This window comes from Pontibacter harenae, from assembly GCF_020907245.1.
Taxonomy (GTDB): domain Bacteria; phylum Bacteroidota; class Bacteroidia; order Cytophagales; family Hymenobacteraceae; genus Pontibacter; species Pontibacter harenae.
The window spans coordinates 17,349-40,296 of the sequence record NZ_JAJJWH010000004.1; the positions used below are offsets into that span (position 1 = coordinate 17,349).

Annotated in this window: 24 protein-coding genes and 4 tRNA genes; 17 read left to right on the plus strand and 11 right to left on the minus strand. The window is 43.4% G+C overall.

Annotated features, from left to right (window positions below):
• Positions 1–75: 75 nt before the first annotated feature.
• A complete protein-coding gene (locus LN893_RS03120; RefSeq protein WP_229968206.1) occupies positions 76–282 on the minus strand; it encodes a hypothetical protein in 207 nt (68 codons plus the stop codon).
• 158 nt (positions 283–440) lie between these two features.
• Positions 441–1,631: a THUMP-like domain-containing protein gene (locus tag LN893_RS03125; protein WP_229968208.1), complete on the minus strand. Its 1,191-nt coding sequence runs from the start codon at positions 1,629–1,631 to the stop codon at positions 441–443.
• A 246-nt stretch (positions 1,632–1,877) separates the two neighbouring features.
• Between LN893_RS03125 and ahcY the strand changes: the two genes are divergently transcribed.
• Positions 1,878–3,185, plus strand: a complete 1,308-nt coding sequence (gene ahcY, locus LN893_RS03130) for an adenosylhomocysteinase (RefSeq protein WP_229968210.1) — start codon at positions 1,878–1,880, stop codon at positions 3,183–3,185.
• Positions 3,186–3,254: 69 nt separating this feature from the next.
• On the opposite strand, the gene LN893_RS03135 is transcribed toward ahcY, so the two are convergent.
• The 6 genes from LN893_RS03135 to LN893_RS03160 all read right to left on the minus strand — a co-directional run bounded on the left by LN893_RS03135 (position 3,255) and on the right by LN893_RS03160 (position 11,119).
• Entirely contained in the window at positions 3,255–3,809 is a 555-nt protein-coding gene (locus LN893_RS03135) for a YceI family protein (protein WP_229968212.1), read from the minus strand.
• A 13-nt stretch (positions 3,810–3,822) separates the two neighbouring features.
• Positions 3,823–5,118, minus strand: coding sequence for a hypothetical protein (locus LN893_RS03140; protein ID WP_229968214.1), 1,296 nt, complete (start codon positions 5,116–5,118; stop codon positions 3,823–3,825).
• A 4-nt stretch (positions 5,119–5,122) separates the two neighbouring features.
• The gene (locus LN893_RS03145) at positions 5,123–5,704 is read right to left on the minus strand and encodes a YceI family protein (RefSeq protein WP_229968216.1); all 582 of its coding nucleotides are present in this window, start codon (positions 5,702–5,704) and stop codon (positions 5,123–5,125) included.
• A 273-nt stretch (positions 5,705–5,977) separates the two neighbouring features.
• The gene (locus tag LN893_RS03150; RefSeq protein WP_229968218.1) at positions 5,978–6,736 is read right to left on the minus strand and encodes a LytR/AlgR family response regulator transcription factor; all 759 of its coding nucleotides are present in this window, start codon (positions 6,734–6,736) and stop codon (positions 5,978–5,980) included.
• Between the two features lie 23 nt (positions 6,737–6,759).
• Positions 6,760–9,720, minus strand: a complete 2,961-nt coding sequence (locus LN893_RS03155; RefSeq protein ID WP_229968220.1) for a two-component regulator propeller domain-containing protein — start codon at positions 9,718–9,720, stop codon at positions 6,760–6,762.
• A 208-nt stretch (positions 9,721–9,928) separates the two neighbouring features.
• On the minus strand, positions 9,929–11,119 hold the full coding sequence (locus tag LN893_RS03160) for a glycosyltransferase family 2 protein (protein WP_229968222.1): 1,191 nt from the start codon (positions 11,117–11,119) through the stop codon (positions 9,929–9,931).
• A 239-nt stretch (positions 11,120–11,358) separates the two neighbouring features.
• On the opposite strand from LN893_RS03160, the gene LN893_RS03165 reads away from it, so the two are divergent.
• Genes LN893_RS03165 through LN893_RS03185 form a run of 5 tightly spaced genes read left to right on the plus strand, consistent with a single transcriptional unit; the run spans position 11,359 to position 13,715 of the window.
• Complete coding sequence (locus tag LN893_RS03165) at positions 11,359–11,955, plus strand: sigma-70 family RNA polymerase sigma factor (protein WP_229968224.1); 597 nt, start codon at positions 11,359–11,361, stop codon at positions 11,953–11,955.
• Between the two features lie 18 nt (positions 11,956–11,973).
• Entirely contained in the window at positions 11,974–12,255 is a 282-nt protein-coding gene (locus LN893_RS03170; RefSeq protein WP_229968226.1) for a zf-HC2 domain-containing protein, read from the plus strand.
• 7 nt (positions 12,256–12,262) lie between these two features.
• Positions 12,263–12,847, plus strand: a complete 585-nt coding sequence (gene gmk, locus LN893_RS03175) for a guanylate kinase (protein WP_229968228.1) — start codon at positions 12,263–12,265, stop codon at positions 12,845–12,847.
• On the plus strand, positions 12,844–13,416 hold the full coding sequence (gene nadD, locus LN893_RS03180) for a nicotinate (nicotinamide) nucleotide adenylyltransferase (protein WP_229968231.1): 573 nt from the start codon (positions 12,844–12,846) through the stop codon (positions 13,414–13,416). The genes gmk and nadD overlap by 4 nt, the downstream gene beginning before the upstream one ends.
• A gap of 56 nt (positions 13,417–13,472) precedes the next feature.
• The gene (locus LN893_RS03185) at positions 13,473–13,715 is read left to right on the plus strand and encodes a hypothetical protein (protein ID WP_229968233.1); all 243 of its coding nucleotides are present in this window, start codon (positions 13,473–13,475) and stop codon (positions 13,713–13,715) included.
• Between the two features lie 116 nt (positions 13,716–13,831).
• On the opposite strand, the gene frr is transcribed toward LN893_RS03185, so the two are convergent.
• The 3 genes from frr to LN893_RS03200 all read right to left on the minus strand — a co-directional run bounded on the left by frr (position 13,832) and on the right by LN893_RS03200 (position 15,806).
• Positions 13,832–14,395 (minus strand): ribosome recycling factor, encoded by a 564-nt coding sequence (gene frr / locus LN893_RS03190; protein ID WP_229968235.1) that lies wholly within the window; start codon positions 14,393–14,395, stop codon positions 13,832–13,834.
• Between the two features lie 100 nt (positions 14,396–14,495).
• The gene (pyrH, locus tag LN893_RS03195; protein ID WP_229968237.1) at positions 14,496–15,224 is read right to left on the minus strand and encodes a UMP kinase; all 729 of its coding nucleotides are present in this window, start codon (positions 15,222–15,224) and stop codon (positions 14,496–14,498) included.
• An 84-nt stretch (positions 15,225–15,308) separates the two neighbouring features.
• The gene (locus tag LN893_RS03200; protein WP_229968239.1) at positions 15,309–15,806 is read right to left on the minus strand and encodes an acyl-CoA carboxylase biotin carboxyl carrier protein subunit; all 498 of its coding nucleotides are present in this window, start codon (positions 15,804–15,806) and stop codon (positions 15,309–15,311) included.
• Positions 15,807–15,893: 87 nt separating this feature from the next.
• Between LN893_RS03200 and LN893_RS03205 the strand changes: the two genes are divergently transcribed.
• From LN893_RS03205 to rplJ, 11 genes are all read left to right on the plus strand, one after another.
• On the plus strand, positions 15,894–18,443 hold the full coding sequence (locus LN893_RS03205) for a M1 family aminopeptidase (RefSeq protein WP_229968241.1): 2,550 nt from the start codon (positions 15,894–15,896) through the stop codon (positions 18,441–18,443).
• Positions 18,444–18,586: 143 nt separating this feature from the next.
• Positions 18,587–18,669 (plus strand) — tRNA-Tyr (locus LN893_RS03210).
• Between the two features lie 69 nt (positions 18,670–18,738).
• Positions 18,739–18,811: transfer RNA gene (locus tag LN893_RS03215), tRNA-Gly, on the plus strand.
• Between the two features lie 105 nt (positions 18,812–18,916).
• Positions 18,917–18,988, plus strand: a tRNA-Thr gene (locus LN893_RS03220).
• 72 nt (positions 18,989–19,060) lie between these two features.
• Positions 19,061–20,248 (plus strand): elongation factor Tu, encoded by a 1,188-nt coding sequence (gene tuf / locus LN893_RS03225; RefSeq protein WP_229968243.1) that lies wholly within the window; start codon positions 19,061–19,063, stop codon positions 20,246–20,248.
• A gap of 110 nt (positions 20,249–20,358) precedes the next feature.
• Positions 20,359–20,431: transfer RNA gene (locus LN893_RS03230), tRNA-Trp, on the plus strand.
• Between the two features lie 29 nt (positions 20,432–20,460).
• Positions 20,461–20,652, plus strand: coding sequence for a preprotein translocase subunit SecE (secE, locus tag LN893_RS03235; protein WP_229968245.1), 192 nt, complete (start codon positions 20,461–20,463; stop codon positions 20,650–20,652).
• Positions 20,653–20,661: 9 nt separating this feature from the next.
• On the plus strand, positions 20,662–21,219 hold the full coding sequence (gene nusG / locus LN893_RS03240; protein ID WP_229968247.1) for a transcription termination/antitermination protein NusG: 558 nt from the start codon (positions 20,662–20,664) through the stop codon (positions 21,217–21,219).
• Positions 21,220–21,230: 11 nt separating this feature from the next.
• Positions 21,231–21,674, plus strand: a complete 444-nt coding sequence (gene rplK / locus LN893_RS03245; protein ID WP_229968250.1) for a 50S ribosomal protein L11 — start codon at positions 21,231–21,233, stop codon at positions 21,672–21,674.
• Between the two features lie 13 nt (positions 21,675–21,687).
• Positions 21,688–22,380, plus strand: coding sequence for a 50S ribosomal protein L1 (rplA, locus tag LN893_RS03250; protein WP_229968252.1), 693 nt, complete (start codon positions 21,688–21,690; stop codon positions 22,378–22,380).
• A 2-nt stretch (positions 22,381–22,382) separates the two neighbouring features.
• Positions 22,383–22,907 carry a 50S ribosomal protein L10 gene (gene rplJ, locus LN893_RS03255; RefSeq protein ID WP_229968254.1) on the plus strand — a complete coding sequence of 175 codons (525 nt, stop codon included), beginning with the start codon at positions 22,383–22,385 and terminating at the stop codon, positions 22,905–22,907.
• Positions 22,908–22,948 lie beyond the last annotated feature (41 nt).

Below are 22,948 nucleotides of genomic sequence, written 5' to 3' on the forward strand. Positions count from 1 at the left end.
CTGTTCAGTAAATCATAAAGAGTTAATCGATTACAGCTTTATAAATAGAAAGATTTACTGCTTATCCTTGTTCTGCTACTTGTCATCTTTCATGTCGAGCTTGCCCTCAGTGTTTGGTTTGCTTTGCAAGCCCACACCTCCTACCCCTACATTGTTGGAGCTAGTAGCGCTGTTTTGAGAAGAGGTAGCACTGTTTCTTAGTTCTTCAGCGTTTCTGTCGTAAGAAGCGTTTGTGTCTGCGGTACTTTCTTTTCCTTGGTTTTGATCTTTATCTGCTTTCATAGTAGTTGTGGTCTTAGTTAAACTGAATTTTATACTTTGTGTACGAGACCACAGCCAAGCAGTTGACTTGGGAGATTACTATAACAAAGATGCAAGGGGATAGGAGTTGCTATAAAACGTCGGGCAACGAAAAGCCTTGTGCCCTGTATCCTACATTCTTAGTTCAAGATAACCTTCTGGCAAATTAGCACGATTGGCTGCTGGTGCATATCAGTTGTAAAAAATAGGTAAGTGTCTCCTCCTTCTTTTATTCCTGTTTTTTTGCGTATGGTGGCTACTGTATCAGGGAAATTGCGGACGGTGATGTTGGCCTTCTTCTGAGGAAGCCTGCGCAGCATTTCTTTTTTACTGTAACGGCAGGTGTCGAGGCAGCGGAACGAACGGCCAGGAAAACCTTCTACAAAATTATCTGATGTATACAGATGGCTGTTAGGGTGCAGCTTGTTCAGGTTATATGCCTCGCCAACTGCTTTATAGGCTCCTGCTTTCAAAATAGCGGCGTTGGGCTCATAAATGTATTCCTGCGGATCAGAAAAAGCAGGTTTTATACTTTCCTCTTCCTCTCGATTAAATCTCAGAACCTGTGAGGTGGCGTTTGGCAAAAGGTTGATGGCTACTTGCTCTACTGTTTCGGATGGTTTAGATTGCAACAGGTACAGCACTTCTTTACACTCATTCTGCACCGCTACCACCCATACTTTCGCCACCTGCTGTAGTTGGTTTATCGCCAGGTCGATGTCTAGCATAGGCGAAGTTTTAAGCAGTACGGCATCGGCTTTGGAGAAGAGCAGTGGCAGTAGCTGAAGTACATCTGGTTCACAGTCCTGCAGAAAGTGCAGCTTCTGGTTTTGTTCGCTGCGCCTGGCGGGGTCCAGAAAAATAACATCGGCTTTGCCTTCGAACTGTTGCAAAAAAGCTTCGGCCGTGGTGTTTATCGCTTCAACGTTATCAGCTTGAAGAACACGAAAATTATGAGCCGCTATTTCAGATAGCTCTGATTGCTGCTCTACGTGTATCACTTTTTCAAAGCTTTTAGAAAAGAAAAAGCTATCTACGCCAAAGCCGCCTGTCAGGTCTATCAGCAGCTTACCACTTACAAGCGAAGCTTTGTAAGCTGCAGTAGCTTCGGATGAAGTTTGCTCGACCGAAAGTATGGCTGGGAAAACGATGTCAGGATGAGAAGCCCAGGTAGGAAGCTTGGCAGATGCTTTTTGTAAAGCCTGAATTTGCTGCACCAGTTCCAGCACAGGTAATTGCGGATAGCGGCTGGCCTGCAACATAAGAGATGAAGTGTCCTGCTCCTTGTGCTCTTGTATAAACTGCTTCTCTTGCTGGGTAAAAATGCGCATGCCAGGCGAATCTGTTGTCTAAGTAGTCATTTTATTTGCTCCAAAGATAAGGTTTTTAGGCAACTCCTCTGAAAGTCCCACTTTATAGACTCTACCTCATGCTACAGGCTGAAGGATACAATTTAATATAACATTAGCCAGAGTCTAACTTTAGGCTTTACAGGCTCTGAGTTACGTATAAGTTAAATAAATTGATGTTGCGCAACAATTTGCGTATTTTTGGGTTTCATTTGAAAAATAAATTATATGATTGATACACAGCTTAAATACAAAGTAAAAGATATATCGCTGGCCGCTTGGGGCCGCAAAGAGATAAGATTGGCGGAAGCAGAAATGCCGGGCCTGATGGCAATCCGTGAGGAGTATGGCCCAAGCAAACCTTTGGCGGGTGCTCGTATTGCAGGTTGCCTTCACATGACAATTCAGACAGCTGTTTTGATCGAAACACTGGTAGAACTGGGAGCCGAAGTAACTTGGTCTTCTTGTAATATCTTCTCTACTCAAGATCATGCTGCCGCTGCTATTGCCGCTGCTGGTATTTCTGTTTATGCCTGGAAAGGTATGACAGCCGAAGAATTTGACTGGTGTATTGAGCAAACGCTATTTTTCGGTGAAGACCGTAAGCCTCTGAACATGATTCTGGACGATGGTGGTGACCTGACTAACATGGTGCTGGATAACTACCCAGAATTAGCTGAAGGTATCAAAGGCCTTTCTGAAGAAACTACAACAGGTGTACACCGCCTGTACGAGCGCATGAAGAACGGAACGCTTTCCATGCCTGCCATTAACGTAAACGACTCAGTAACCAAGTCTAAGTTCGATAACAAGTATGGCTGTAAAGAGTCTTTAGTAGATGCTATCCGTCGTGCTACCGATGTAATGATGGCTGGTAAAGTGGCTGTAGTGGCTGGTTACGGTGATGTGGGTAAAGGTTCTGCTGCTTCTTTAAGAGGTGCAGGTGCCCGTGTTATTGTTACCGAGATCGACCCTATTTGTGCACTGCAGGCTGCTATGGATGGCTTTGCTGTTAAGAGAATGGTAGACGCCGTAAAAGAGGCTGACATTATTGTTACTGCTACTGGCAACAAAGACATCATTACGGAGCGTGAATTCCGCTCTATGAAGGATAAAGCCATCGTGTGTAACATCGGCCACTTCGACAACGAAATTGACATGGCTTGGCTGAATAAGAGCTACGGCAATACGAAAGACGAGATTAAGCCACAGGTAGACCTATACAACATCGACGGGAAAGACATCATTGTACTTGCCGAAGGCCGTTTGGTAAACTTAGGCTGTGCTACTGGTCACCCTTCGTTTGTAATGTCTAACTCTTTCTCTAACCAAACACTGGCGCAGCTAGAACTTTGGACAAATGCAGATGCTTATGAGAACAAGGTTTATACTTTGCCTAAGCACCTGGATGAGAAAGTAGCTCGCTTGCACCTAAGCAAGATTGGTGTTGAGTTGGATGAACTTTCTCCTGACCAAGCGCGCTACATTGGCGTGGAAGTAGAAGGTCCGTTTAAGCCAGAATATTACAGATACTAATTTCTAGGTCTTTAAGATTAAAACAAGAAAGGCGATGCATTTGCATCGCCTTTCTTGTTTTACCTGACTTTATTCAGCACATAGCTGCAGTTCGACTGAAATCTGCAAGTCATCATCCACTTTTACCATTCCGCCCATTTTTTTAGGTGTTGCCAGCTCAAAATCGGTAAAGCTAAGGCAGAGGTCTGTAGCCAAGGTCTGTGCTTTGCTGTTTGTTATTACATAAAAGCTAACGTCTTTTAGTACCTTCGATTTTCCTGCCAACATTAGCAGCAGCGTACCTGTAATGGTGTTTTTATGCTTGTTAAGCTCCAGCACATCTACCTGCACAAAAGGGTGGTTTTGGGCGTTAAGTGTGTGCTGAAAATCCTTGTTCAGAAGAATGTTGCCGCAACTAAACTTTTTAACAGGTATGGCTATGCTTAGTCTGTCCTGCTTCAGTATGGCCTTGTTCAAAAAAAGTGTGTCGCGTTTTCCAGCGCTACTGTAGGTGCAGTTTATACTTCCTATACTGGTATTTGCCTGCACTCGTACTTTCTCTCCTCTTACTACTACAAACTCGCTTTTTGGAATTAAGCCAGCGATCATAAATACTGCACTCAGCACCAGACGTAAAAGTGGCATAAATTGTAAGGTATTAGAACGCGATTACGCCTTCTACCATCAGGCCATCGAACTTGCCTCCATGGCGGATGTCTGTCTCAGCAAAATTGTAGTATTGCTGGTTTACATACTCAAGCTTGGCCAGTACGTTTCTAGTAACAAACCAGCCTGCGCCAAACTGGGTGCGCTCTATAGTTACCGCTCTGTTTAAAACTGGCAACTTGCCATTAACCTTGTTGAAGCGACCTGCCACGTACAGGTTTTCTGCGCCACCAAAACGGTACACAGCATCTACACCAACTTGGTCCCAGGTTCTGCTGCTTGTTTCGGTTGCTGACTGACCAGTAGCACGCTCTAGGTTAGCAAATAGCTCCAGCCCGTTGTATTTAACAAAAGGGTTGATGACAACTGCTGTTATTTTGTCTCCAAAGCCAGGGTTAAATCTGCCAGAAGTAAATTGAGCGGCTGTGGTAGCAAGTTGGTTCTCCATCACCAGGTAGTAGCGGGAGCCTGCTCTGTCGCCACCGTAGAGTGTGTTGTTTACAGAGCCATTAGTAGTGTATACAGAGCCAGTTAAACGAACCCTTAGGTCTTCGTTCAGGTAACTGTCGTAGCCTACTTTGCCGTAGAAAGACGGTTTGCGCTGGTCAGGCTTTGTTACACCTCCCTGTATCTCACCGCCTGTTATGGCTGCCAAAGCGAGGAAGCCGTTTTTCTGGTAAATTACTTCACCACCAATCTCCGTTGTGAAAGCATCCATGATATAGTTTCCTACAAATGGGTTGTAAAACGCCTGTGCATTGTCGGTTCTGCGGTAGTGGGCATCGCCATAATTAATTTCCATGTGGCCTACACGCAGCGTCACGTTCTCCATTATCTTGTCAGCTATAGGGCTGTTCAAGAATCCTAGCTTGTCTATTTGTATGTAGCCGCCTTTTACCCAAGTTTCTGGGTGGTGGCGAGAAGAAAGATAAGTGATTAGGTTTAATCTGATGCCATCGGCCAGGGCAACGTCCAGGTTTAGGTTAGCGGTAGCCAGGTTAAAGCCGTTACCAATTTTCATTAGCTGGTTCAGGTTTCTATCACTGGCATCGTATAGTGGCGTAGCTTTGTTGCTGTGCTCAAGCATCTGAAACTGCTGCGTAAAGCTTCCGCCTAACCGTACTTTCAAACCATCGAATGAGGTCGTGTCGCCTTTAGCAGTTTCAAACACATTGATCCCTCTTTTATCGTTCGGTCTCCAGTTCTGCATATCAGATAAGGTAACCTGAGCGCTTGCGCTTAGCTGTATTCCTAACAGTAAGCCAAGGGGAAGTAAAAAGTTTTTCATTTTATTAAATGTTAATTGGGTGGAAGCTAGTTTTGAAAAGTAAGGTTAATTCGTTGCCAGTTTTAATGGTGCCAAACATGGCGGTTGGCGGAGAAAGGTTAAAGTCTGTAAACTTGATGGCTGTTTCGCCTTTAAGCTGCAGCACGCCATCCTCTACCTGAGGCTGCACTTTAAAAGTTACCTGTTTTGTAGTGCCAGCTATGGTTAGAAGGCCTGTTACCAGTAGGTTGTTGTTGCTCAGGCTTTTAAAAGAAGCGTACTTAAAACTGATAGTGGGGTTGTTCTCTGTTTTAAGAGATTTGTAAGCAATGTTATCCATTTGCTCTTTCCCGCTTTTCAAAGTTTCTGCTTTCATGCTCACTTCAGCCGACTTTATTGACTTTACCGTCTGTCCATCTAAAGTAAGTTCTGCTTTGCCAGTAGCTGTAGTAGAGGTCATTTCCCAGTCGTGCAGGGTAGAGGTTCCTTTTACCTTTAGCTCTGTTTTACCTGAAAGGCGGTACAGTGCCTGGGCATTTAGCGTAAAACTGGAAACCAAAAGAGCTCCCATTACAGCTGCTGTTTTTAAAAATTTAGTTGTGTTCATACCTCTGGGGTTTTAATACAGCTCAAAGGTATGGGAGTGCCAGGCGCTTATGAATGATATAAATCATCCAAAAAAATGATTTTGATGCGCTTGTGCAAGATGGGAATACTACAAAAACGCAGTCTATGCTGCTTTAGGATCGGACTAGCCAAAAGGGCTGCACAAATAGTGCGATTTGAAGTAGAAGTGCCGAGGTATTCATAAGCAAAACAGCCACCTATTTACATGATGTGTGTAAATAGGTGGCTGTTTTAAAGATCTTTGTACTAGCTTTTAGATGATATTGAATCTAGACATGAGTGTTTTTTTATAAGACTTCCCAATAGGCACATCTCCTTTGGGGAAAACAACAGAGTTTTCCTCGAGGGCCTCTACTTTATCTAGGTTTGCGATGTAAGAGCGGTGTACGCGCACAAAGTTCTGCTGTGGCAGTTTGCCTTCCATATCTTTTAGCGTAGAACTAACCAAGTACTTCTGGTCTGATGTTACGATAAAAGAGTAATTGTCGTAGGCTTCTACCCACAAAATATCGTTGTAGAGTACTTTTATGATACGGTGCTTTACCTTTACAAACAGGTAGTCTGCAGACATTTCCTGTTCTTTATGGCCATTCTGCTCTGGCAGGAATTCTTCTGCTGCCTTTTCTACCTCTGCCGTATTATTGTTGTGCTTGTATAAAGCGATTTCAATAGCTGAGCGTAAGCTTTTTCCCTCAAAAGGCTTAACCAGAAAACCATCAGGTTGCGTTTTCTTTGCTCTGTCTATCGTTACCCTATCGGCGTAGGCGGTCAGGTAAATAAAAGGAATCTTAAATTCTTCTCTTATGTGAGCCCCAATTTCTATACCGTCGGCTTTTCCACGCAGATTAATGTCAAGTAATACAAGGTCGGGCTTGGTTTCCCGAATCATATCTAGGGTATCTTCGCCAGAGTCGATTGCACACGTTTCATAACCTAACTCTTCCAGGCTCGCCGCAATGTCTTCTGCAATAATCACCTCGTCTTCAGAGATAAGGATCTTGGGTTTTGTCATAGCATTAGGTTCATACGTGTAATTTAATATTCTGATGGCAAAACAAAAAATAATGTTGATTTTGTCCCACCATTACTTTCGTGGTTGATGCTTCCGTTAATCTTTTTGCTTAAGGAGGATACTAACTGTAGGCCAAACGACTTCTTCTCGCGTAGGAAAAAGTCAGGAGGCAAGCCTCTCCCGTTGTCACTTACTGTTAATGTACAATGTTGGTTGTCGTGCTTATCTAAAACGATTTGTAGTTTTCCTGGCCTATCCTGAAATGCGTATTTCAAAGCGTTAGACACCAATTCGTTTACAATCAGACCAAGAGTAATAGCAGAATCAATGTCCACTTTCATGTGGGGCACGTCTAGTTCAAGGCTCACTTGCTTAGTGCTTATCCCGTAAGAGGCATAAAGGCTTTCGCATATACCTCTAAAATAATCATCAAGATCTATACTAGATAAATCTACGTGCTGATATAGGTGCTCGTGCAGCAGTGCCATAGAGCGCACCCTACTTCGGATAGTACGCATCATGTCTAAGGCCACGACATCTTTAACGCTACGTGCCTGCAAATTGAGCATACTTATAATTATCTGTAAGTTGTTTTTTACGCGGTGGTGTATCTCTTTTAAAAGTATTTCTTTTTCATAGTTCTTCTTTTCTAGTTGTTCGGTACGGTGCTGCACCCGCATTTCAAGTAAGTTATTCATCTTGATAAGGCTTTGCTCCCGTAGTCTTACAATGCCTATAACAGCACCTGTTACCAATAGTAACACCATAACTACAAACCATTCTCTGCGCCAGAAAGGAGGCATTATGGAGAAATTGTAGGTGAGCGGCTTAGGGCTCCAGATGCCGTCGCTGTTGCTTGCCATTAAGTGGAAGGTATAAGTGCCAGGGGCAAGACCTGCATAAGTAACGTAAGATTGCTCCGTTGCTTCCGACCACTCTTCTTCTAAACCTTCTAGCCTGTACCTGTATGTTACTTCTTCAGGGTTGGTTAAGGTTAAGCCGTAAAAATCGAGAGTCAGGTGGTTTTGGTTGTAGGGCAACTTAAGGTCTTTCGGCAGGCCTGTGGTAGTGTCTACACGTTGGCCATGTTCTTCCCAGTCGGTTTCCCGCATAAAAAGCCTGATATCTGTTAAAATTAGCTTAGGAAGCGCTTTGTTTTGCCGCTCTAGCTCAGGAACATGTTTGGTAACACCTCTTGCTGTTCCTATCCAAATGCTTCCATCTGGTGTTTGGGCAATGGAGTTCTGCGACACCTCAAGTCCTTTGAAACCATCTTTTCTACCATAGGTGGTAAATTTTATACTGCCCTCTTGTTGAAAGGGCGCTAAATTTAGTTTTAGCAAACTTCGACCTGTTCCTATCCAAAGGTTATTGCTGGCGTCGTACAAAAGGCTCCTAACACCTTCATCACGCAAACCATCAGCAGCTGCAATTTTGGTGTACTTGTTTTTGCGCTTATCATAAACTAACAGACCGTGGTTAAACCCACCAAAGTATAAGTTTCCTAGTTTATCTTCTTCTATCGAGACAATCTCATTGAAGTCATGTTCCTCTGCTGCTTTAACTTTGGTAAGGGTGTCAGACTCATATCTGAAAATTCCTGTCTGGCTGCCAACCCATATTATGTTATCAGAGTCTTGTAGCACTTCGTAGGCTGCTCCAACAGCCGCTGTGGCAGGCACTGTCTTAAAGTTTTCATTGTCGAATATGGCTACTCCGTTGGCTGTTGCAAACCAGATGTTGTTCTCTCGATCGGTAAGGCTATAGTATACTTCAGCGGATGGTAGTCCGTCTGCAGTAACATAATGCTTGCTAATCTTCTTGTTCAGGATGTGCCAGACGCCATTGTTTGTGTTTAGCCATACATCGTCCTCACTTCGCACCATAATGTTATGGATGATAGTTTCTTCGGGCCACTTTGCGGGAGCTGTCCACTTGAGAATATCCCCTTCTGTGCGAGCGACAAAACCATTGTCTGTTCCAAGCCAGATATCACCTGCGGCATCACAGGTAAGTGCGGTAACCTTAGAAGTGGTATGGTTGCCTAATGCCGTATAATGTACAAAAGAGGGATTACTGTGCTGCTGTAATCCATAACCTCCTGTGCCAATCCAAAGATTCCCTTCTTTATCTGGCAGTAGGGAAAGAACTTGATTTGTAAGTAGGCCATTGGAGCGGGTAAGGTGGGTAAAGTGGCCTTTAGAATATCTTATAAGCCCATTGTTGCGAAGGCTAATCCAGGTGCTGTTATAGCCGTCTTGCACTATGCTGGTTACATGCGCTTGGTTCAGGTTCTGTGTTAAAGCGAACAGGTTAAGTTTTTGATCAACATAGGTCGCGACGCCGTTGCTTGTTCCGATCCAAATTTTACCCGATTTACCTTGCGTTATGGTTGTAACATTGTTGCTTGGTAAGGGGCTGTTTTGGGTAGTATAATGCTTCGTCTGGTTATTTTGTACGCTATAAAGACCTTTGGATGCACTTCCTGCCCAGATGGCTCCTGTTTTAGCACAGCTTAAAGAAGTATAAACCTGCTTAGGAAATTGAGAAGCACGAACAAACATGTTTTTAGCGAGGTAGTAAACACCACTGTCTGTCGCTACCAAAATACGACCTGCCTGGTCCTCGTCGATTTTATAAACGCCTGCTCCTTCTGCTATACCTTCCTTGCTGCCGTAACTTACTATACTTTTTCCGCCCGTAATCAGATCGAGCCCATGGTTATAGGTGCCAACCCATAATCTGTTTTTGCTGTCCAGGAAAAGCTGCCTGATGTTGTTGCTGCTAAGCCCTTGTTGTTTAGTGTAGGTTTCAAACGATGTTCCGTCGAACTTGCTGACGCCGCCACGTGTAGCAAGCCAGAGCTGCCCAATACGATCTTGAATGATATGATTAACCTGCGACTGTGGAAGGCCGTCTTCTAAGGACCAGTTTCTGAAATTATGCTGCTGAGCACTAGTGTAAGAGGTTATTAGCAGCAACACAAATAACTGAGCGCTGAAAGCTAAAACACCATATAAAGAGGATGATCGCAAGATAAGCAGAATATAACATGAAACAGGAATAGCGGTATGTAGTACTCTAAAAAGAAAATTTTGTTTCTTTGTTACGGTATAAAAATTTTTAGACAAGCCCTCACTTTGTTTAGTGAGCGAATAAATAGCAGAAAGCAGGTGTTGGAAATGGGGATTCTTATTTTTGGATCTGCTTTAGTTCAAGGCCTTGCGCCTGTAGTTGGCGAGCAACTTCTTTTATGGTAGAGGCGGCAGGCTGTAGGGGTTGCGAGCTAGAGGGAACGGCAGTTAAATCATTCCGCCAAAACGATACCGAATTTTGGTGTTTGTCTGCTACAAAGCAGTTGTGCCAAGCATTTTGCTTATGCGCCAACAGCAGCGCGTTCTGGAGGTGCTGCAACTCTGCAACAATTACATATTCTCCTGTGCATGCAGCCAACGCCTGGTAAAGCACGCCCTTAGCTTTGGGTAAATAAGTTACAGGTACTTGGGGAGCCTTTGTGCCTGAAGAGGCTGAACCTACAACGATTACATTTGCTATATACCTGGTCGAAAGGTTTTGCAGAGCTGTGGTTAGTTCAGTAGGAGAGGAATTGGCAACAACTACAAGTGAAATATTGAATTGCTTGTTCTGCTCGTACAGCTTCATATACTTGTAATAGGTGGCATTGGCATTGGTGAAGGAAATGAGCATACCTTCGTAACCAAACATAAAGCCTCGCTGCAGCACATAGTTTCGGAAAAGCGAAAAAGCCCATTTGCCTATGCTCAAACCAGGTGACGACTTCTTGCGGAAGCGCTTTTCTTCTGCAAACAGCGACGTATACTTGTCCATCTTCTGCACTAACTGAGAGGCACTGTCGTAAGGGAAGTGGTTTATTCTGTGCTTCAGCTTTAAAACCTCTAAACCCTCTGTTATAATATACTCATGCACCTGCAGGTCTGAAAAGCCTGTTCTGAGTTTATTGTAGAGCCTTGGCACTACATCATTGCCCCAGCCACAGCCTTTAATAAGTTTTTCAGCGTAATAGTTGTCCCGTTCCACACTGTAAACTTTTTGTGTATCCTGTAATTCCAGTGTTAGCAGTTCCTGCACCAGCGCCTCTGTTAATACTTCGTCGCTGTCTACAGATAAAACCCAGGGATTTGTGGTGTAGCTGGCGGCCAAATTTTTAAGAGGTCCAAAGCCTATAAAAGGAGAAGTCTTTACCCGAACGTTCGGAAAAGAAACTGCAATAGTAAGTGTATCATCGGTAGAGCCATTGTCAAGTACAACCACTTCCGGAAAGGGCTGCAAGGCATGGAGACAGCGGCTCAAATATTTTTGGCTGTTCTTTGTAAGTACGGTTACCGATATGTTATTTGGCATCTGGAAGCGCTCTCAAATTATATGCGCAGGGGCAAGGGTAGCGGCAAATTTAAGTAAAAGCAATTAGATTTCTTTTATCAGCGTATAAAGCAGCAAGGGCTTTTGCAGGCGCATGGTGTGCTTAATTATTAGATGCACGATGCAACCCTAGGCAAGTTAGCCCTGTATGTAATTTAAATTTATATATTTGCGTATAACACGCGACCGTATACTTTATCAAAAGTACAAAAAGAAGATACATGAGCGAGCAAACAGGTAAACAGATGAGTAAAGAGGAGAAAGACGCAAGGTTTGAGGCCGAGCTGCTTCCTGTGCTTGATCCTCTGTATAACTTTGCATATAGGCTCACTTTGGATGAAGACGACGCGAACGACCTGGTACAGGAGACATATCTGAAAGCCTACCGCTTTTTCGATTACTTTGAACAAGGAACTAATGCAAAAGCATGGCTGTTCCGAATCCTGAAGAACTCGTTCATAAACGAATTCCGAAAAAAGAGCAAACAACCTGCTAAGGTAGATTATAGCGAAGTAGAAGGTTATTACAACACCGAAGACGTAGAGGGCGAGAGTGGCGTGGCCACCACCACCGATATGCGTACTGAAAGTGTGCAGGATTTGATAGGCGATGAAGTGGCGAGTGCCCTGAATGCGTTGCCTGTAGATTTTAGAACCGTCATTATACTTTGTGACCTAGAAGGTTTTACTTATGAGGAAATGGCCAAGATCTTGGACATCCCCATTGGTACAGTGCGTTCAAGACTGCACCGTGCTCGAAATTCTTTAAAAGAGAAGTTGGAAAAATATGCTAAAAGCATGGGTTATAATGGTGAATAACTAAGAGTTTGAGTTAAGATGGAATCGAAATTTACAGAAGCTTATCAGAAAAAGTCGGAAGACTGCTACGACACAGAGTGTGAAAAAGTAGCCCATATCCTGGATTCCCTTGTCGATGGAGAAGCCTCATCCGATGAACAGGAGTTCTTTAACAAGCATATCGAGAGCTGCGTACCTTGCCTGGAATCGCATCAAAAGCAGAAGCTTCTGAAAAATCTTGTTTGCGGTCATCTTAAGCGTGTAATTGTACCAGAAACTCTGGCACTTTCTATTAAGACCAAGATTCAAGAAACCGTTTAACAACCTAATGCAAGGCAAAATCATCATCTTTTCAGCCCCATCTGGAGCTGGCAAAACTACTATAGTAAAGCATCTGCTCAGCGTAAATCCAAACCTGAGCTTCTCCATTTCAGCTTGTACACGCGACAAGCGCGGCCGAACCGAGGAAAACGGAAAAGATTACTACTTTATCACGCCAGAAGATTTTAAGCAGAAAATTGCAAACGACGAGTTTGTAGAGTGGGAAGAGGTATATGAAGGAGCCTTTTATGGTACGCTCAAATCTGAGATAGACCGTATTTGGGCAAGCGGCAAGCACGTTATTTTAGATGTTGACGTGAAAGGCGGACTCAGCGTTAAGAATTTTTATAAAGATCGTGCCTTGGCAGTGTTTGTAAGGCCTCCTTCTGTAGAAGAGTTGGCAAAACGCCTGACAGCGCGTAACACTGATTCTTCCTCTAGCATCTCTAGCAGAGTATTCAAGGCAAAGTTTGAGCTAAGTTTCGAAGACCAGTTTGATAAAGTGATTGTGAATGATAACCTGGAAGAGGCATTCGCAAATGCAGAAAAGCTGGTAAACGAATTTTTGGAAGCCGAAAACACCAAAGCATGAAAGTAGGGCTGCTATTCGGCTCCTTCAACCCAATTCATATCGGGCACTTAATTTTGGCCAATTACATGGCTACCAACACCGATCTGGATACAGTATGGCTGGTGGTGTCGCCGCAGAATCCGTTTAAGCCTAGCAATACGCTGGTGCACGAGTTCGACAGACTACAGATGGTAACATTGGCTATAGCCGACAATCCGAACTTGGGTGTATCAAATATTGAATTTGGTATGCCAAAACCTAGCTATACGATTGATACCCTAACGTACCTGCAGGAAAAGTATTCGAGCTATGAGTTTGTGTTAATTATGGGGGAGGATAACGTGCCATTGTTCCCGAAGTGGAAGAATTCAGAGCGCATTCTGGAGTATCATCAGGTATATGTGTACCCGCGCTCAGGCTCTATAACCTCCGAAGCGACTGCACTTCCGAACATGACTTTTATAAAAGCGCCTATACTTGATATTTCGGCCACTTTTATCAGGCAGTGTATTCGGGAGGAAAAAAGTATAAAATATATGGTACCGAACGATGTGGCAGAATATATTCAGGTGCATAAGCTGTACCAGTAGTTAATTTTTCTGCTCATGGCTCCGTATAAATTCGTTTCTCTTACGTATCTGACACTATGAGAAAGTATAAAGTAGTACAGGTGACTTCTGCAGAGGCTTTTGAAACAAGCCTGAACGAGTTAGCACAAGCTGGATGGAAAGTGGTTTCTTCGAATATGGCTTTCTCTGGGGCAGTAGAACCTACTGCAGTGTATTACGCGCTCTTAAAAAGTACGCCTATCGAAGACGAGCTAAAGCAGTTGATGGAGAAGAACGATGAGTCTATTGAAGATGTGAACCTAAGTCCTTCTAGCAATTAAAAGCAAGCTAGTTCCACAAGCGCTAGTATGTTTTGTGCATAGTACAGAACAAAGAAGAGCCTCACTGGATATCCAATGAGGCTCTTTTTTGTATATAAGGTTTTGCGCTTAAAAACTTAAACTGTCATGATTTCAGCCTCTTTCTTGGCCAAAAGCTCATCTATCTTCACAATGTGAGCATCCGTAAGCTTCTGTACTTTAGCTTCAGCGTCACGTACAGCGTCTTCGGCTGTACCTTCTTTCTGCAGTTTTCTCAGCGAGTCGTTTACATCTTTACGGATGTTACGAATGCTGATCTTACCGTTCTCTGTCTCGTTTTTCACTTGCTTAACCAAATCGCGGCGGCGCTCTTCGGTTAATGGTGGAATGTTAAGACGGATAGCATCTGCTTCGTGCTGTGGGTTAAGGTTCAGGTCGCTGTTCTTGATGGCTTTACCAATCTCAGCTACCATATTCTTTTCCCAAGGCTTAATAAGCAAAGTGCGTGCGTCTGGAGTAGCAACATTGGCAACCTGAGAAATTGGTGTAGGTGTACCATAGTAATCCACGCGCAGGTCTTCTACCATGGCAGGAGAGGCTTTGCCTGCACGAATTTTAAGAAGTTCAGCACTAGTATGCTGTACCGCTTTTTGCATAGACTCCTCTGCTTCGCTGAGGTAAAACTGAATTTCTTCCGTCATATCAATTATAGCTTAATAAGGTTCGTTCAAATACTTTTTTTTTGGTGCAAAAGTACTAATTTTTGTCAGACTTTGCTGATAGACTAAGATTGTGAGTGCCTTACAGCGACTCTATAACATCATCCATCGATACGAGAGTACCTATTTTTTCACCTTGCACCAACTTTTTAAGGTTGCCGCCTTTGTTCATGTCAAATACAATAATAGGCAGCTCGTTTTCTTTGCAAAGCGTAAAGGCGGTCATATCCATTACGTTCAGGCCTTTTTCAAAAACATCTTTAAAAGAGATGTTTGAGTAGAAAATAGCGTTAGGGTCTTTTTCTGGGTCTGCAGAGTAAATGCCATCCACGCGAGTCCCCTTCAATACAACGTCTGCCTCAATTTCGATGGCGCGTAAAGAAGCCGCTGAGTCAGTCGTGAAGTACGGGTTGCCTGTGCCAGCGCCAAAAATCACGACACGTCCTTTTTCCAGGTGGCGCACTGCGCGGCGTCTGATGTAAGGCTCGCAAACCTGCTGAATGTTGATGCCAGACAAGAGGCGGGTAAAAACACCGATTTTTTCCAGAGCACTCTGCAGCGCCATGCTGTTGATAACAGTTGCCAACATACCCATATAATCGCCCTGTACACGATCGAGACCCACCTGCTCGGCTTGCACACCTCTAAAAATGTTGCCGCCGCCTATTACCACAGCTACTTCTACGCCCAGAGCAGCTACTTCTTTGATTTCTTCTGCATACTGTATCAGCCTGTTAGAGTCGATACCGTATTGCTGTTCTCCCATTAGCGCCTCACCGCTTAGCTTCAACAATATTCTTTTATACTTCACGATCTATACTTTATGTTAGTGTTTGTTTCTGATTGGTAGTGTTACAGCAAATGGGCAGTGCTGCCCACAAGGCAACACAAAAAATTAAAAAAGGATTAGCACCTGGTTTTTCTCCACGTTCTGCTTTACGGCAACTTTTATCTCCTTCACCACACCGTCTCCTGGAGACTTAAGGATGTTCTCCATCTTCATGGCTTCCAAAATCATAATAGGGTCGCCTTTTTTCACCTCTTGCCCTGGCTTTACTTTTATGTCAAGTATAAGTCCTGGCATTGGAGCTTTTACATCGTTTATCTTCTGGGCATTGGCATTACCCATGCCCAGTTGGTCCAGCAGTAAATCGAAGCGGTCTTTTACACTTAAGGTATGAATACTGCCGTTAAGTTTTATGGTAAAGCTTTTAGTTTGGTAATCGGCCTGCACCAGTTCTGCTGTGTACGACTTGTTGTCCTTAATGATGTGGAAAGTATTGGGGCCGATAGGAGAGATATCCCAGCTAAAAGGAGCGCCATTCACAAGAATTGCGTCTTTCTGAATATCCACTTGCCATGTTTTGTCGTTAGTGGTTTTTACCTGGAGCATCTCGGGGTATCTATGGTTTCGACCTTAAAGTTAATTGATTTCTCAAAGTATTTTTAGAACTTGACCTCAAAATTAAAACAATCCATCATGAATCATAGGTTTTTGAGTGTAGTTGGTATGGCGGCGTCCATGGCGTTTGCAACAGCTTGTAGTACTAGTAAACCAGTAGTTGAATCTAGCACTACCCCAGTGCCTGTAGCAACGCAAACTATTACAGTAGCGGATTCTGTACCTGCCTGGGCACCCAAAAAGCATCAGTTTAACCCCTCCCGCACACTCGAAAACGACATCCTGCATACAAAACTTAGAGTAAGCTTTGATTGGGAAAAGCAGCATCTTTTAGGTTTGGTCGAGATAACAGCAAAGCCATACTTCTACCCGCAGAACAAACTGATTTTAGATGCCAAAGGTTTCGATATACATGGCGTAAACCTGATGAAAGGCTATGACGGCACCCCGCTGAAGTACGAGTATGATGGGCAGAAGCTAACAATAGTGCTTGACAAGACTTACAACCGCGAGGAAAAGTATGTGGTAGAGATAGACTATGCTGCCAAGCCGAACGAGTTGCCTAAAGGTGGCAGCGACGCCATTACGGAGGACAAAGGCTTATACTTCATCAACCCGCTGGGCAAAGAGCCTAACAAGCCACGCCAAATCTGGACACAGGGAGAGACAGAAGCAAACTCTGCCTGGTTTCCGACTGCTGACACTCCAAACGAGCGCATGACGCAGGAAATTTACATTACTGTAGATCCGAAGTTTACCACGCTTTCTAATGGCTCTTTCGTTTACTCCCGTCAGAATGCAGATGGCACCAAAACCGACTATTGGAAGCAGGACCTGCCGCACGCACCTTATTTAGCTATGATGGCCATAGGGGAGTATGCTGTGGTGAAAGATAAATGGCGCGACAAAGACGTGAACTATTACGTGGAACCAGCCTATGAAGGTACAGCTAAAAAGATATTCGGTCATACGCCAGAAATGATGGAGTTCTTCTCCAAAAAGTTAGGTGTAGTTTATCCATGGGATAAGTATGCACAAGTTGTGGTGCGCGACTTTGTTTCAGGTGCCATGGAAAACACTTCTGCCTCTACTTTTATGGAGGATGTGCAGCTAAACGAGCGCGAGCTGCTTGATAAACATTGGGATAACATTATTGCGCACGAGCTGTTTCACCAATGGTTTGGCGACTATGTAACTACAGAGTCTTGGGCCAATCTGCCACTGAATGAGTCTTTCGCCAACTATTCTGAATATCTCTGGAATGAGTACAAGTATGGTGCAGATGAGGCAGCTTACCACCAGATGGATGAGTTGGGCCAGTACCTGAATGAGGCACAAACAAAGCGGGAGCCGATTATCCGCTATCATTATGCTGATAGGGAAGAAATGTTCGATAGCCACTCTTATGCTAAAGGAGGACGAGTGCTGCACATGCTCCGCAAGCTGGTAGGCGACGAGGCATTCTTTACATCCCTTAACACCTACCTTACCAGAAATAAGTTTTCAGCTGTGGAGATAGCAGAGTTGCGTATTGCCTTTGAGGACGTGACAGGGCAGGATTTGATGTGGTTCTTCGATCAATGGTTTATGCAGCCTGGGCACCCTGAGTTAAAGGTAGAACAGAACTATAGCAACGGACAACTTAACTTGCACGTGGTGCAAACCCAGGACACCGTATATCAGCCAGTTTATCGTTTGCCTTTGCAAATAGCAGTATGGGCAAACGGCCAAAAGACCACACACCCTATTGTCATCGATAAAGCAGAACAGACTTTTTCGTTCCCAGTGGCAACACAGCCCCAGTTGGTAATTGTAGATGCTGAGCAGCAATTATTGGGAACTATAGAACATCAGAAAACTGATCAGGAGTTGCTTTATCAGTTTTACAATGCACAGCATTTAACACCAAAGCTGGAGGCAATGCAAGAGCTGGAAGAAAAAGTTGATAATCCAGAAGTTTTAAAAATGATGCAGGCGGCTCTGAAGGATAACTATTGGGTAGTTAGAAGCGCAGCTGTAAGCGCTCTGGATAACCTAAAAGAGGCGGATAGAGGTAAAGTAGAGGAAGAGATAAAGAGGCTAGCAGTACAGGACAAACGCGGTGCAGTACGTGCCGATGCAATTTTGCTCTTGGCAGGCTGGGGACGCGGTAAGTATAAAGCTATTTATGAGCAGGGCCTAAACGACAGTTCTTATGTCGCAACGGCTGCATCTATTTTGGCTTATGCCTCTACGGGTGCCCCTGATGTAAAAGCTAGGCTGGCCAAGTTTGATCAGGAGAAAAACGAAGAAGTAGTTCTTGCCCTTGCTAATTATTACGCATTGCAGGGAGGTCCTGATAAGTATGGTTGGTTTGTGCAACATGTAAAAGAAGGAAACGGCAGTGTGTTGTACTATATGTTACAGAGCTTTGGTGCTTATTTGGCTGCCAACCCGCAGGCAAACACGTCTGAAGCGATAGACTTGTTAGCTGATATAGCACGCAACCATAGCCAATATTATGTACGCGCATCAGCCTATCAAGCTCTATTTATACTCTCTGATAAACCAGAAGTGCAGGCACTGATACAGGAAATTAAAGCAAACGAAAAAGATCCTCGCGCACTGAATATGTATAACGGTCTGTAAATCAGCGATAGGAGAAAAAGTTTATTTTTTTTTACAGGGATTGTTTGACTTATATGAAAAAGCGCTTAATTTTGCATCTCCTTAAAACGAACAGCGCACAACGCCAGAAGGATTAAGGAGAAAAGTTCTGCAAAATAGTGATTGGGGAGATTCCAGAGCGGCCAAATGGAACGGACTGTAACTCCGTTAGTGTAAACTTTCGCAGGTTCGAATCCTGCTCTCCCCACAGGCTAAGCAACTAAAATTTGAAGAGGTGTTTATTTCTTCAAAATTTAGTTGCTTAAAATTGGTAAAAGCGGGAGTAGCTCAGTTGGTAGAGCGATAGCCTTCCAAGCTATAGGCCGCGAGTTCGACCCTCGTCTCCCGCTCAATTGAAAGATTTGTTACACTTATGGGTATTGCTAGAAGGAATTTCATATGCATGGATTTCCTTATTAGTGTAAATAAGGGTTTGTAATTCTTTCGGGCTTAAAGCCGACGTAGCTCAGGGGTAGAGTACTTCCTTGGTAAGGAAGGGGTCGTGGGTTCAATTCCCATCGTTGGCTCACAGTAAGTTACGTATAATTACAAAACGCAACATAAACTTAACGTTTTAACCTTAATTTAATTATTATACAATGGCTAAAGAAACATTTGACCGTTCCAAACCGCACGTAAACATCGGTACTATTGGTCACGTTGACCACGGTAAAACGACTCTTACTGCGGCTATCACAACAGTGTTGGCAAATAAAGGTCTTGCTCAGCTACGCGACTTCTCCTCTATCGATAACGCTCCAGAAGAAAAAGAAAGAGGTATTACTATCAATACTTCTCACGTAGAATATGCTACTGAGAATCGTCACTACGCACACGTTGACTGCCCAGGTCACGCTGACTATGTGAAGAACATGGTAACTGGTGCTGCTCAGATGGACGGCGCTATTCTTGTGGTTGCTGCAACTGACGGTCCAATGCCACAAACTCGTGAGCACATCCTTCTTGCTCGTCAGGTAGGTGTTCCTCAGCTTGTTGTATTTATGAACAAAGTGGACATGGTGGATGACCCTGAGCTTCTTGAGCTTGTGGAGATGGAAATCCGTGAACTACTTTCTTTCTATGAATTCGATGGTGATAACATTCCAGTTATCCAAGGTTCGGCTCTTGGTGGCCTTAACGGCGATGCTAAGTGGGTTGCAACTATTGAAGAATTAATGGCAGCAGTTGACTCTTGGATTCCACTTCCAGAGCGTCTTGTTGACCTTCCATTCTTGATGCCAGTTGAGGACGTGTTCTCAATCACTGGTCGTGGTACTGTTGCTACAGGCCGTATCGAGCGTGGTGTAATCAACTCAGGTGAGCAAGTTGATATCTTGGGTATGGGTGCTGAGAACATGAAGTCAGTAGTAACTGGTGTTGAAATGTTCCGCAAAATCCTAGACAGAGGTGAAGCTGGTGACAACGTAGGTCTATTGCTACGTGGTATTGAAAAATCTGATATCCGTCGTGGTATGGTTATCTGTAAGCCAGGTTCTGTTAAGCCTCACCAAGAATTCAAAGCTGAGGTTTACGTTCTTTCTAAAGAAGAAGGTGGACGTCACACTCCATTCTTCAACAGATACCGTCCACAGTTCTACCTAAGAACTACAGACGTAACTGGTGAGATACTTCTTCCAGAAGGTGTAGAAATGGTTATGCCTGGTGACAACATCACTATCACTGTGAAGTTGATCAACAAAGTAGCTATGGAGAAAGGTCTACGTTTCGCTATCCGTGAGGGTGGTAGAACAGTAGGTGCTGGACAGGTAACTGAAATCCTTGACTAGTAAATAATATATTACAAACCCGTTTTCTTAAACTTTTTAGGAAACGGGTTTGTTTTTATAAAAGATTTGAATACATTTGCACTCCAATTCAGATTGGTGTGCATTTTTTTACGGGTGTAGCTCAATTGGTAGAGTAGTGGTCTCCAAAACCATTGGCTGGGAGTTCGAGTCTCTCCACCCGTGCAATTAAAACTTTCTGTTAAAGCAAAGCGATGAGTAAAGTAAGCAACTATATAGGCAATACAGTAGAGGAGATGAAGGATAAAGTTTCATGGCCTTCTTATGGAGAGTTACAAAGTAGCTCTGTACTTGTACTGATAGGGTCTTTAGTATTTGCTCTTGTTGTTGGTGCAATGGATTTTGTTTTTGATTCTACACTGTCTTGGTTTTACAACCAGTTCTAAATAATAGCTATGGCTGATTTAAAATGGTATGTAGTTCGGGCGGTAAGTGGACAAGAGAAAAAAGCGAAAGCTTATCTTGAAAATGAAATCGTAAGACAGAATTTAGGAGAGTATGTTCCTCAAGTGCTTATACCTGCAGAAAAGGTGTATGAGATGCGAGGAGGTAAAAAAAGGATCAGAGAAAGAAACTTCTTTCCAGGATATGTGTTGGTTCATGCAGACCTTTCCCATGGTGAGGCAGAGCATATTATTATTAGCACACCTGGTGTAATTGGTTTCCTTGGTTCTAACGAAGGTGCTTTAAATAAAAAGCCAGTTCCACTTCGTCAATCAGAAGTTAACAGAATACTGGGAACAGTAGATGAGGCTGAAGAGGAAACAGAAGTACTGGAAACGCCATTTATAGTTGGAGAAACAGTGAAAGTGATGGATGGTCCTTTCAGCGGATTCTCAGGTACTGTAGAAGAGGTGTTTGAAGAGCGTAAAAAGCTTAACGTTATGGTGAAGATATTCGGAAGAAATACACCAGTTGAGTTGAATTACATGCAAGTAGAAAAAGAATCGTAGTAAACTAAATAATGGCAAAGGAAATAAAAGGTTACCTGAAACTTCAGGTAAAGGGAGGTGCCGCGAACCCATCGCCACCGATTGGACCTGCACTTGGTTCTAAAGGTCTTAATATCATGGAGTTCTGTAAGCAATTTAATGCTAGAACACAAGATAAGCCTGGACAAGTGTTACCAGTGTTGATTACAATCTATGCAGACAAGTCCTTCGACTTCGTTATTAAAACGCCGCCTGCTCCAGTATTGTTAATGGATGCTGCTAAGATCAAGGGAGGTTCAAAAGAGCCAAACCGTAACAAAGTAGGTTCAGTTACATGGGATCAGGTAAGAGAGATTGCAGAAACTAAAATGCCAGATCTAAATGCTTTCAAACTAGAAGCCGCTATGAGACAAGTAGCTGGTACAGCAAGAAGCATGGGTATAACAGTTTCGGGTGATGCTCCGTGGAACGAATAAAAGTTAAAGGATAATGGCAAAAATTAGCAAAAAGAGAAAGGCAGCCCTTGAAAAGGCAGACCTTACAAAAGAATATTCTTTAACAGATGCCGCTTCAGTTGTTAAAGATATCACATTCACCAAGTTTGATGCTTCTGTAGATATTGACGTGCGTTTAGGAGTAGACCCACGTAAGGCAGACCAAATGGTACGTGGTATTGTTACACTTCCTCACGGTACTGGTAAAGACGTAAGAGTATTAGCGCTTGTAACTCCTGACAGAGAGCAGGAAGCAAAAGACGCTGGTGCTGACTTTGTAGGACTTGACGACTACATCCAAAAGATTGAAAAAGGCTGGACAGACGTAGACGTGATTATCACGATGCCTGCTGTAATGGCAAAAGTAGGTCGTTTAGGTAGAATCTTAGGTCCTAGAAACTTAATGCCAAACCCTAAGTCAGGTACTGTTACACAGGATGTAGCAAAGGCAGTAAAAGAGGTGAAGGCTGGTAAAATCGACTTCAAAGTTGATAAGTATGGTATCATCCATACAAGTGTTGGAAAGGTATCTTTCACTGCTGAGCAGTTAGCTGCAAATGCAAGCGAGGTGCTTCAGACATTGAACAAGTTAAAGCCATCCTCTGCAAAGGGTACATACATCAGAAGTATTACATTGTCTAGCACAATGAGCCCTGCCGTAATCATTGACAAGAACACAGCTATCTAAAAATGACCAGGGAAGAGAAAGAAATAATTGTAAGAGACCTGAGCGAGAAGTTTGCTAACACAAACTACTTCTATATTACAGATGCCTCTACTATGTCAGTAGCTAGCATCAACCAGTTCAGGAGATTGGCCTTCGAAAGAGGCTTAGAGTATAAAGTGTATAAAAATTCACTCATCAAAAAGGCTTTAGACACTTTAGATGCTGATACTACTGCACTTGAAGATGTTCTGAAAGGTTCTTCTGGTATAGTGTTTTCTACTGAAGCAGGTAATGCACCAGCTAGGTTGATAAAAGACTTTAGGAAAAAAGGCAATCCGCTTCCATTGCTGAAAGGAGCCTATATTGATGCAGGTGTTTATGTTGGTGATGACCAACTAGATGCTCTGACTAACATCAAGTCTAAGTTCGAACTTATCGGTGATATCATTGGCTTACTACAGTCTCCAGCGAAAAATGTTGTTTCTGCACTTCAGAGCAGTGGCGGCAAGCTGGCAGGTATCCTGAAAACATTATCAGAAAAAGAATAATTTATAAAAACGTAATCAATAAGTAACTTTTAATTTCAATA

Excerpts from the sequence above, each read along its gene's own strand:
- tuf (WP_229968243.1), top strand. The coding sequence starts at position 19,061 with ATGGCTAAAGAAACATTTGACCGTTCCAAACCGCACGTAAACATCGGT.
- LN893_RS03145 (WP_229968216.1), bottom strand. The coding sequence starts at position 5,704 with ATGAACACAACTAAATTTTTAAAAACAGCAGCTGTAATGGGAGCTCTT.
- frr (WP_229968235.1), bottom strand. The coding sequence starts at position 14,395 with ATGACGGAAGAAATTCAGTTTTACCTCAGCGAAGCAGAGGAGTCTATG.
- LN893_RS03150 (WP_229968218.1), bottom strand. The coding sequence starts at position 6,736 with ATGACAAAACCCAAGATCCTTATCTCTGAAGACGAGGTGATTATTGCA.
- rplK (WP_229968250.1), top strand. The coding sequence starts at position 21,231 with ATGGCAAAGGAAATAAAAGGTTACCTGAAACTTCAGGTAAAGGGAGGT.
- secE (WP_229968245.1), top strand. The coding sequence starts at position 20,461 with ATGAGTAAAGTAAGCAACTATATAGGCAATACAGTAGAGGAGATGAAG.
- LN893_RS03160 (WP_229968222.1), bottom strand. The coding sequence starts at position 11,119 with ATGCCAAATAACATATCGGTAACCGTACTTACAAAGAACAGCCAAAAA.
- LN893_RS03205 (WP_229968241.1), top strand. The coding sequence starts at position 15,894 with ATGAATCATAGGTTTTTGAGTGTAGTTGGTATGGCGGCGTCCATGGCG.
- LN893_RS03125 (WP_229968208.1), bottom strand. The coding sequence starts at position 1,631 with ATGCGCATTTTTACCCAGCAAGAGAAGCAGTTTATACAAGAGCACAAG.
- LN893_RS03200 (WP_229968239.1), bottom strand. The coding sequence starts at position 15,806 with ATGCTCCAGGTAAAAACCACTAACGACAAAACATGGCAAGTGGATATT.
- nusG (WP_229968247.1), top strand. The coding sequence starts at position 20,662 with ATGGCTGATTTAAAATGGTATGTAGTTCGGGCGGTAAGTGGACAAGAG.
- LN893_RS03165 (WP_229968224.1), top strand. The coding sequence starts at position 11,359 with ATGAGCGAGCAAACAGGTAAACAGATGAGTAAAGAGGAGAAAGACGCA.
- ahcY (WP_229968210.1), top strand. The coding sequence starts at position 1,878 with ATGATTGATACACAGCTTAAATACAAAGTAAAAGATATATCGCTGGCC.
- LN893_RS03120 (WP_229968206.1), bottom strand. The coding sequence starts at position 282 with ATGAAAGCAGATAAAGATCAAAACCAAGGAAAAGAAAGTACCGCAGAC.
- rplJ (WP_229968254.1), top strand. The coding sequence starts at position 22,383 with ATGACCAGGGAAGAGAAAGAAATAATTGTAAGAGACCTGAGCGAGAAG.
- rplA (WP_229968252.1), top strand. The coding sequence starts at position 21,688 with ATGGCAAAAATTAGCAAAAAGAGAAAGGCAGCCCTTGAAAAGGCAGAC.
- LN893_RS03170 (WP_229968226.1), top strand. The coding sequence starts at position 11,974 with ATGGAATCGAAATTTACAGAAGCTTATCAGAAAAAGTCGGAAGACTGC.
- LN893_RS03185 (WP_229968233.1), top strand. The coding sequence starts at position 13,473 with ATGAGAAAGTATAAAGTAGTACAGGTGACTTCTGCAGAGGCTTTTGAA.
- gmk (WP_229968228.1), top strand. The coding sequence starts at position 12,263 with ATGCAAGGCAAAATCATCATCTTTTCAGCCCCATCTGGAGCTGGCAAA.
- LN893_RS03140 (WP_229968214.1), bottom strand. The coding sequence starts at position 5,118 with ATGAAAAACTTTTTACTTCCCCTTGGCTTACTGTTAGGAATACAGCTA.
- LN893_RS03135 (WP_229968212.1), bottom strand. The coding sequence starts at position 3,809 with ATGCCACTTTTACGTCTGGTGCTGAGTGCAGTATTTATGATCGCTGGC.
- nadD (WP_229968231.1), top strand. The coding sequence starts at position 12,844 with ATGAAAGTAGGGCTGCTATTCGGCTCCTTCAACCCAATTCATATCGGG.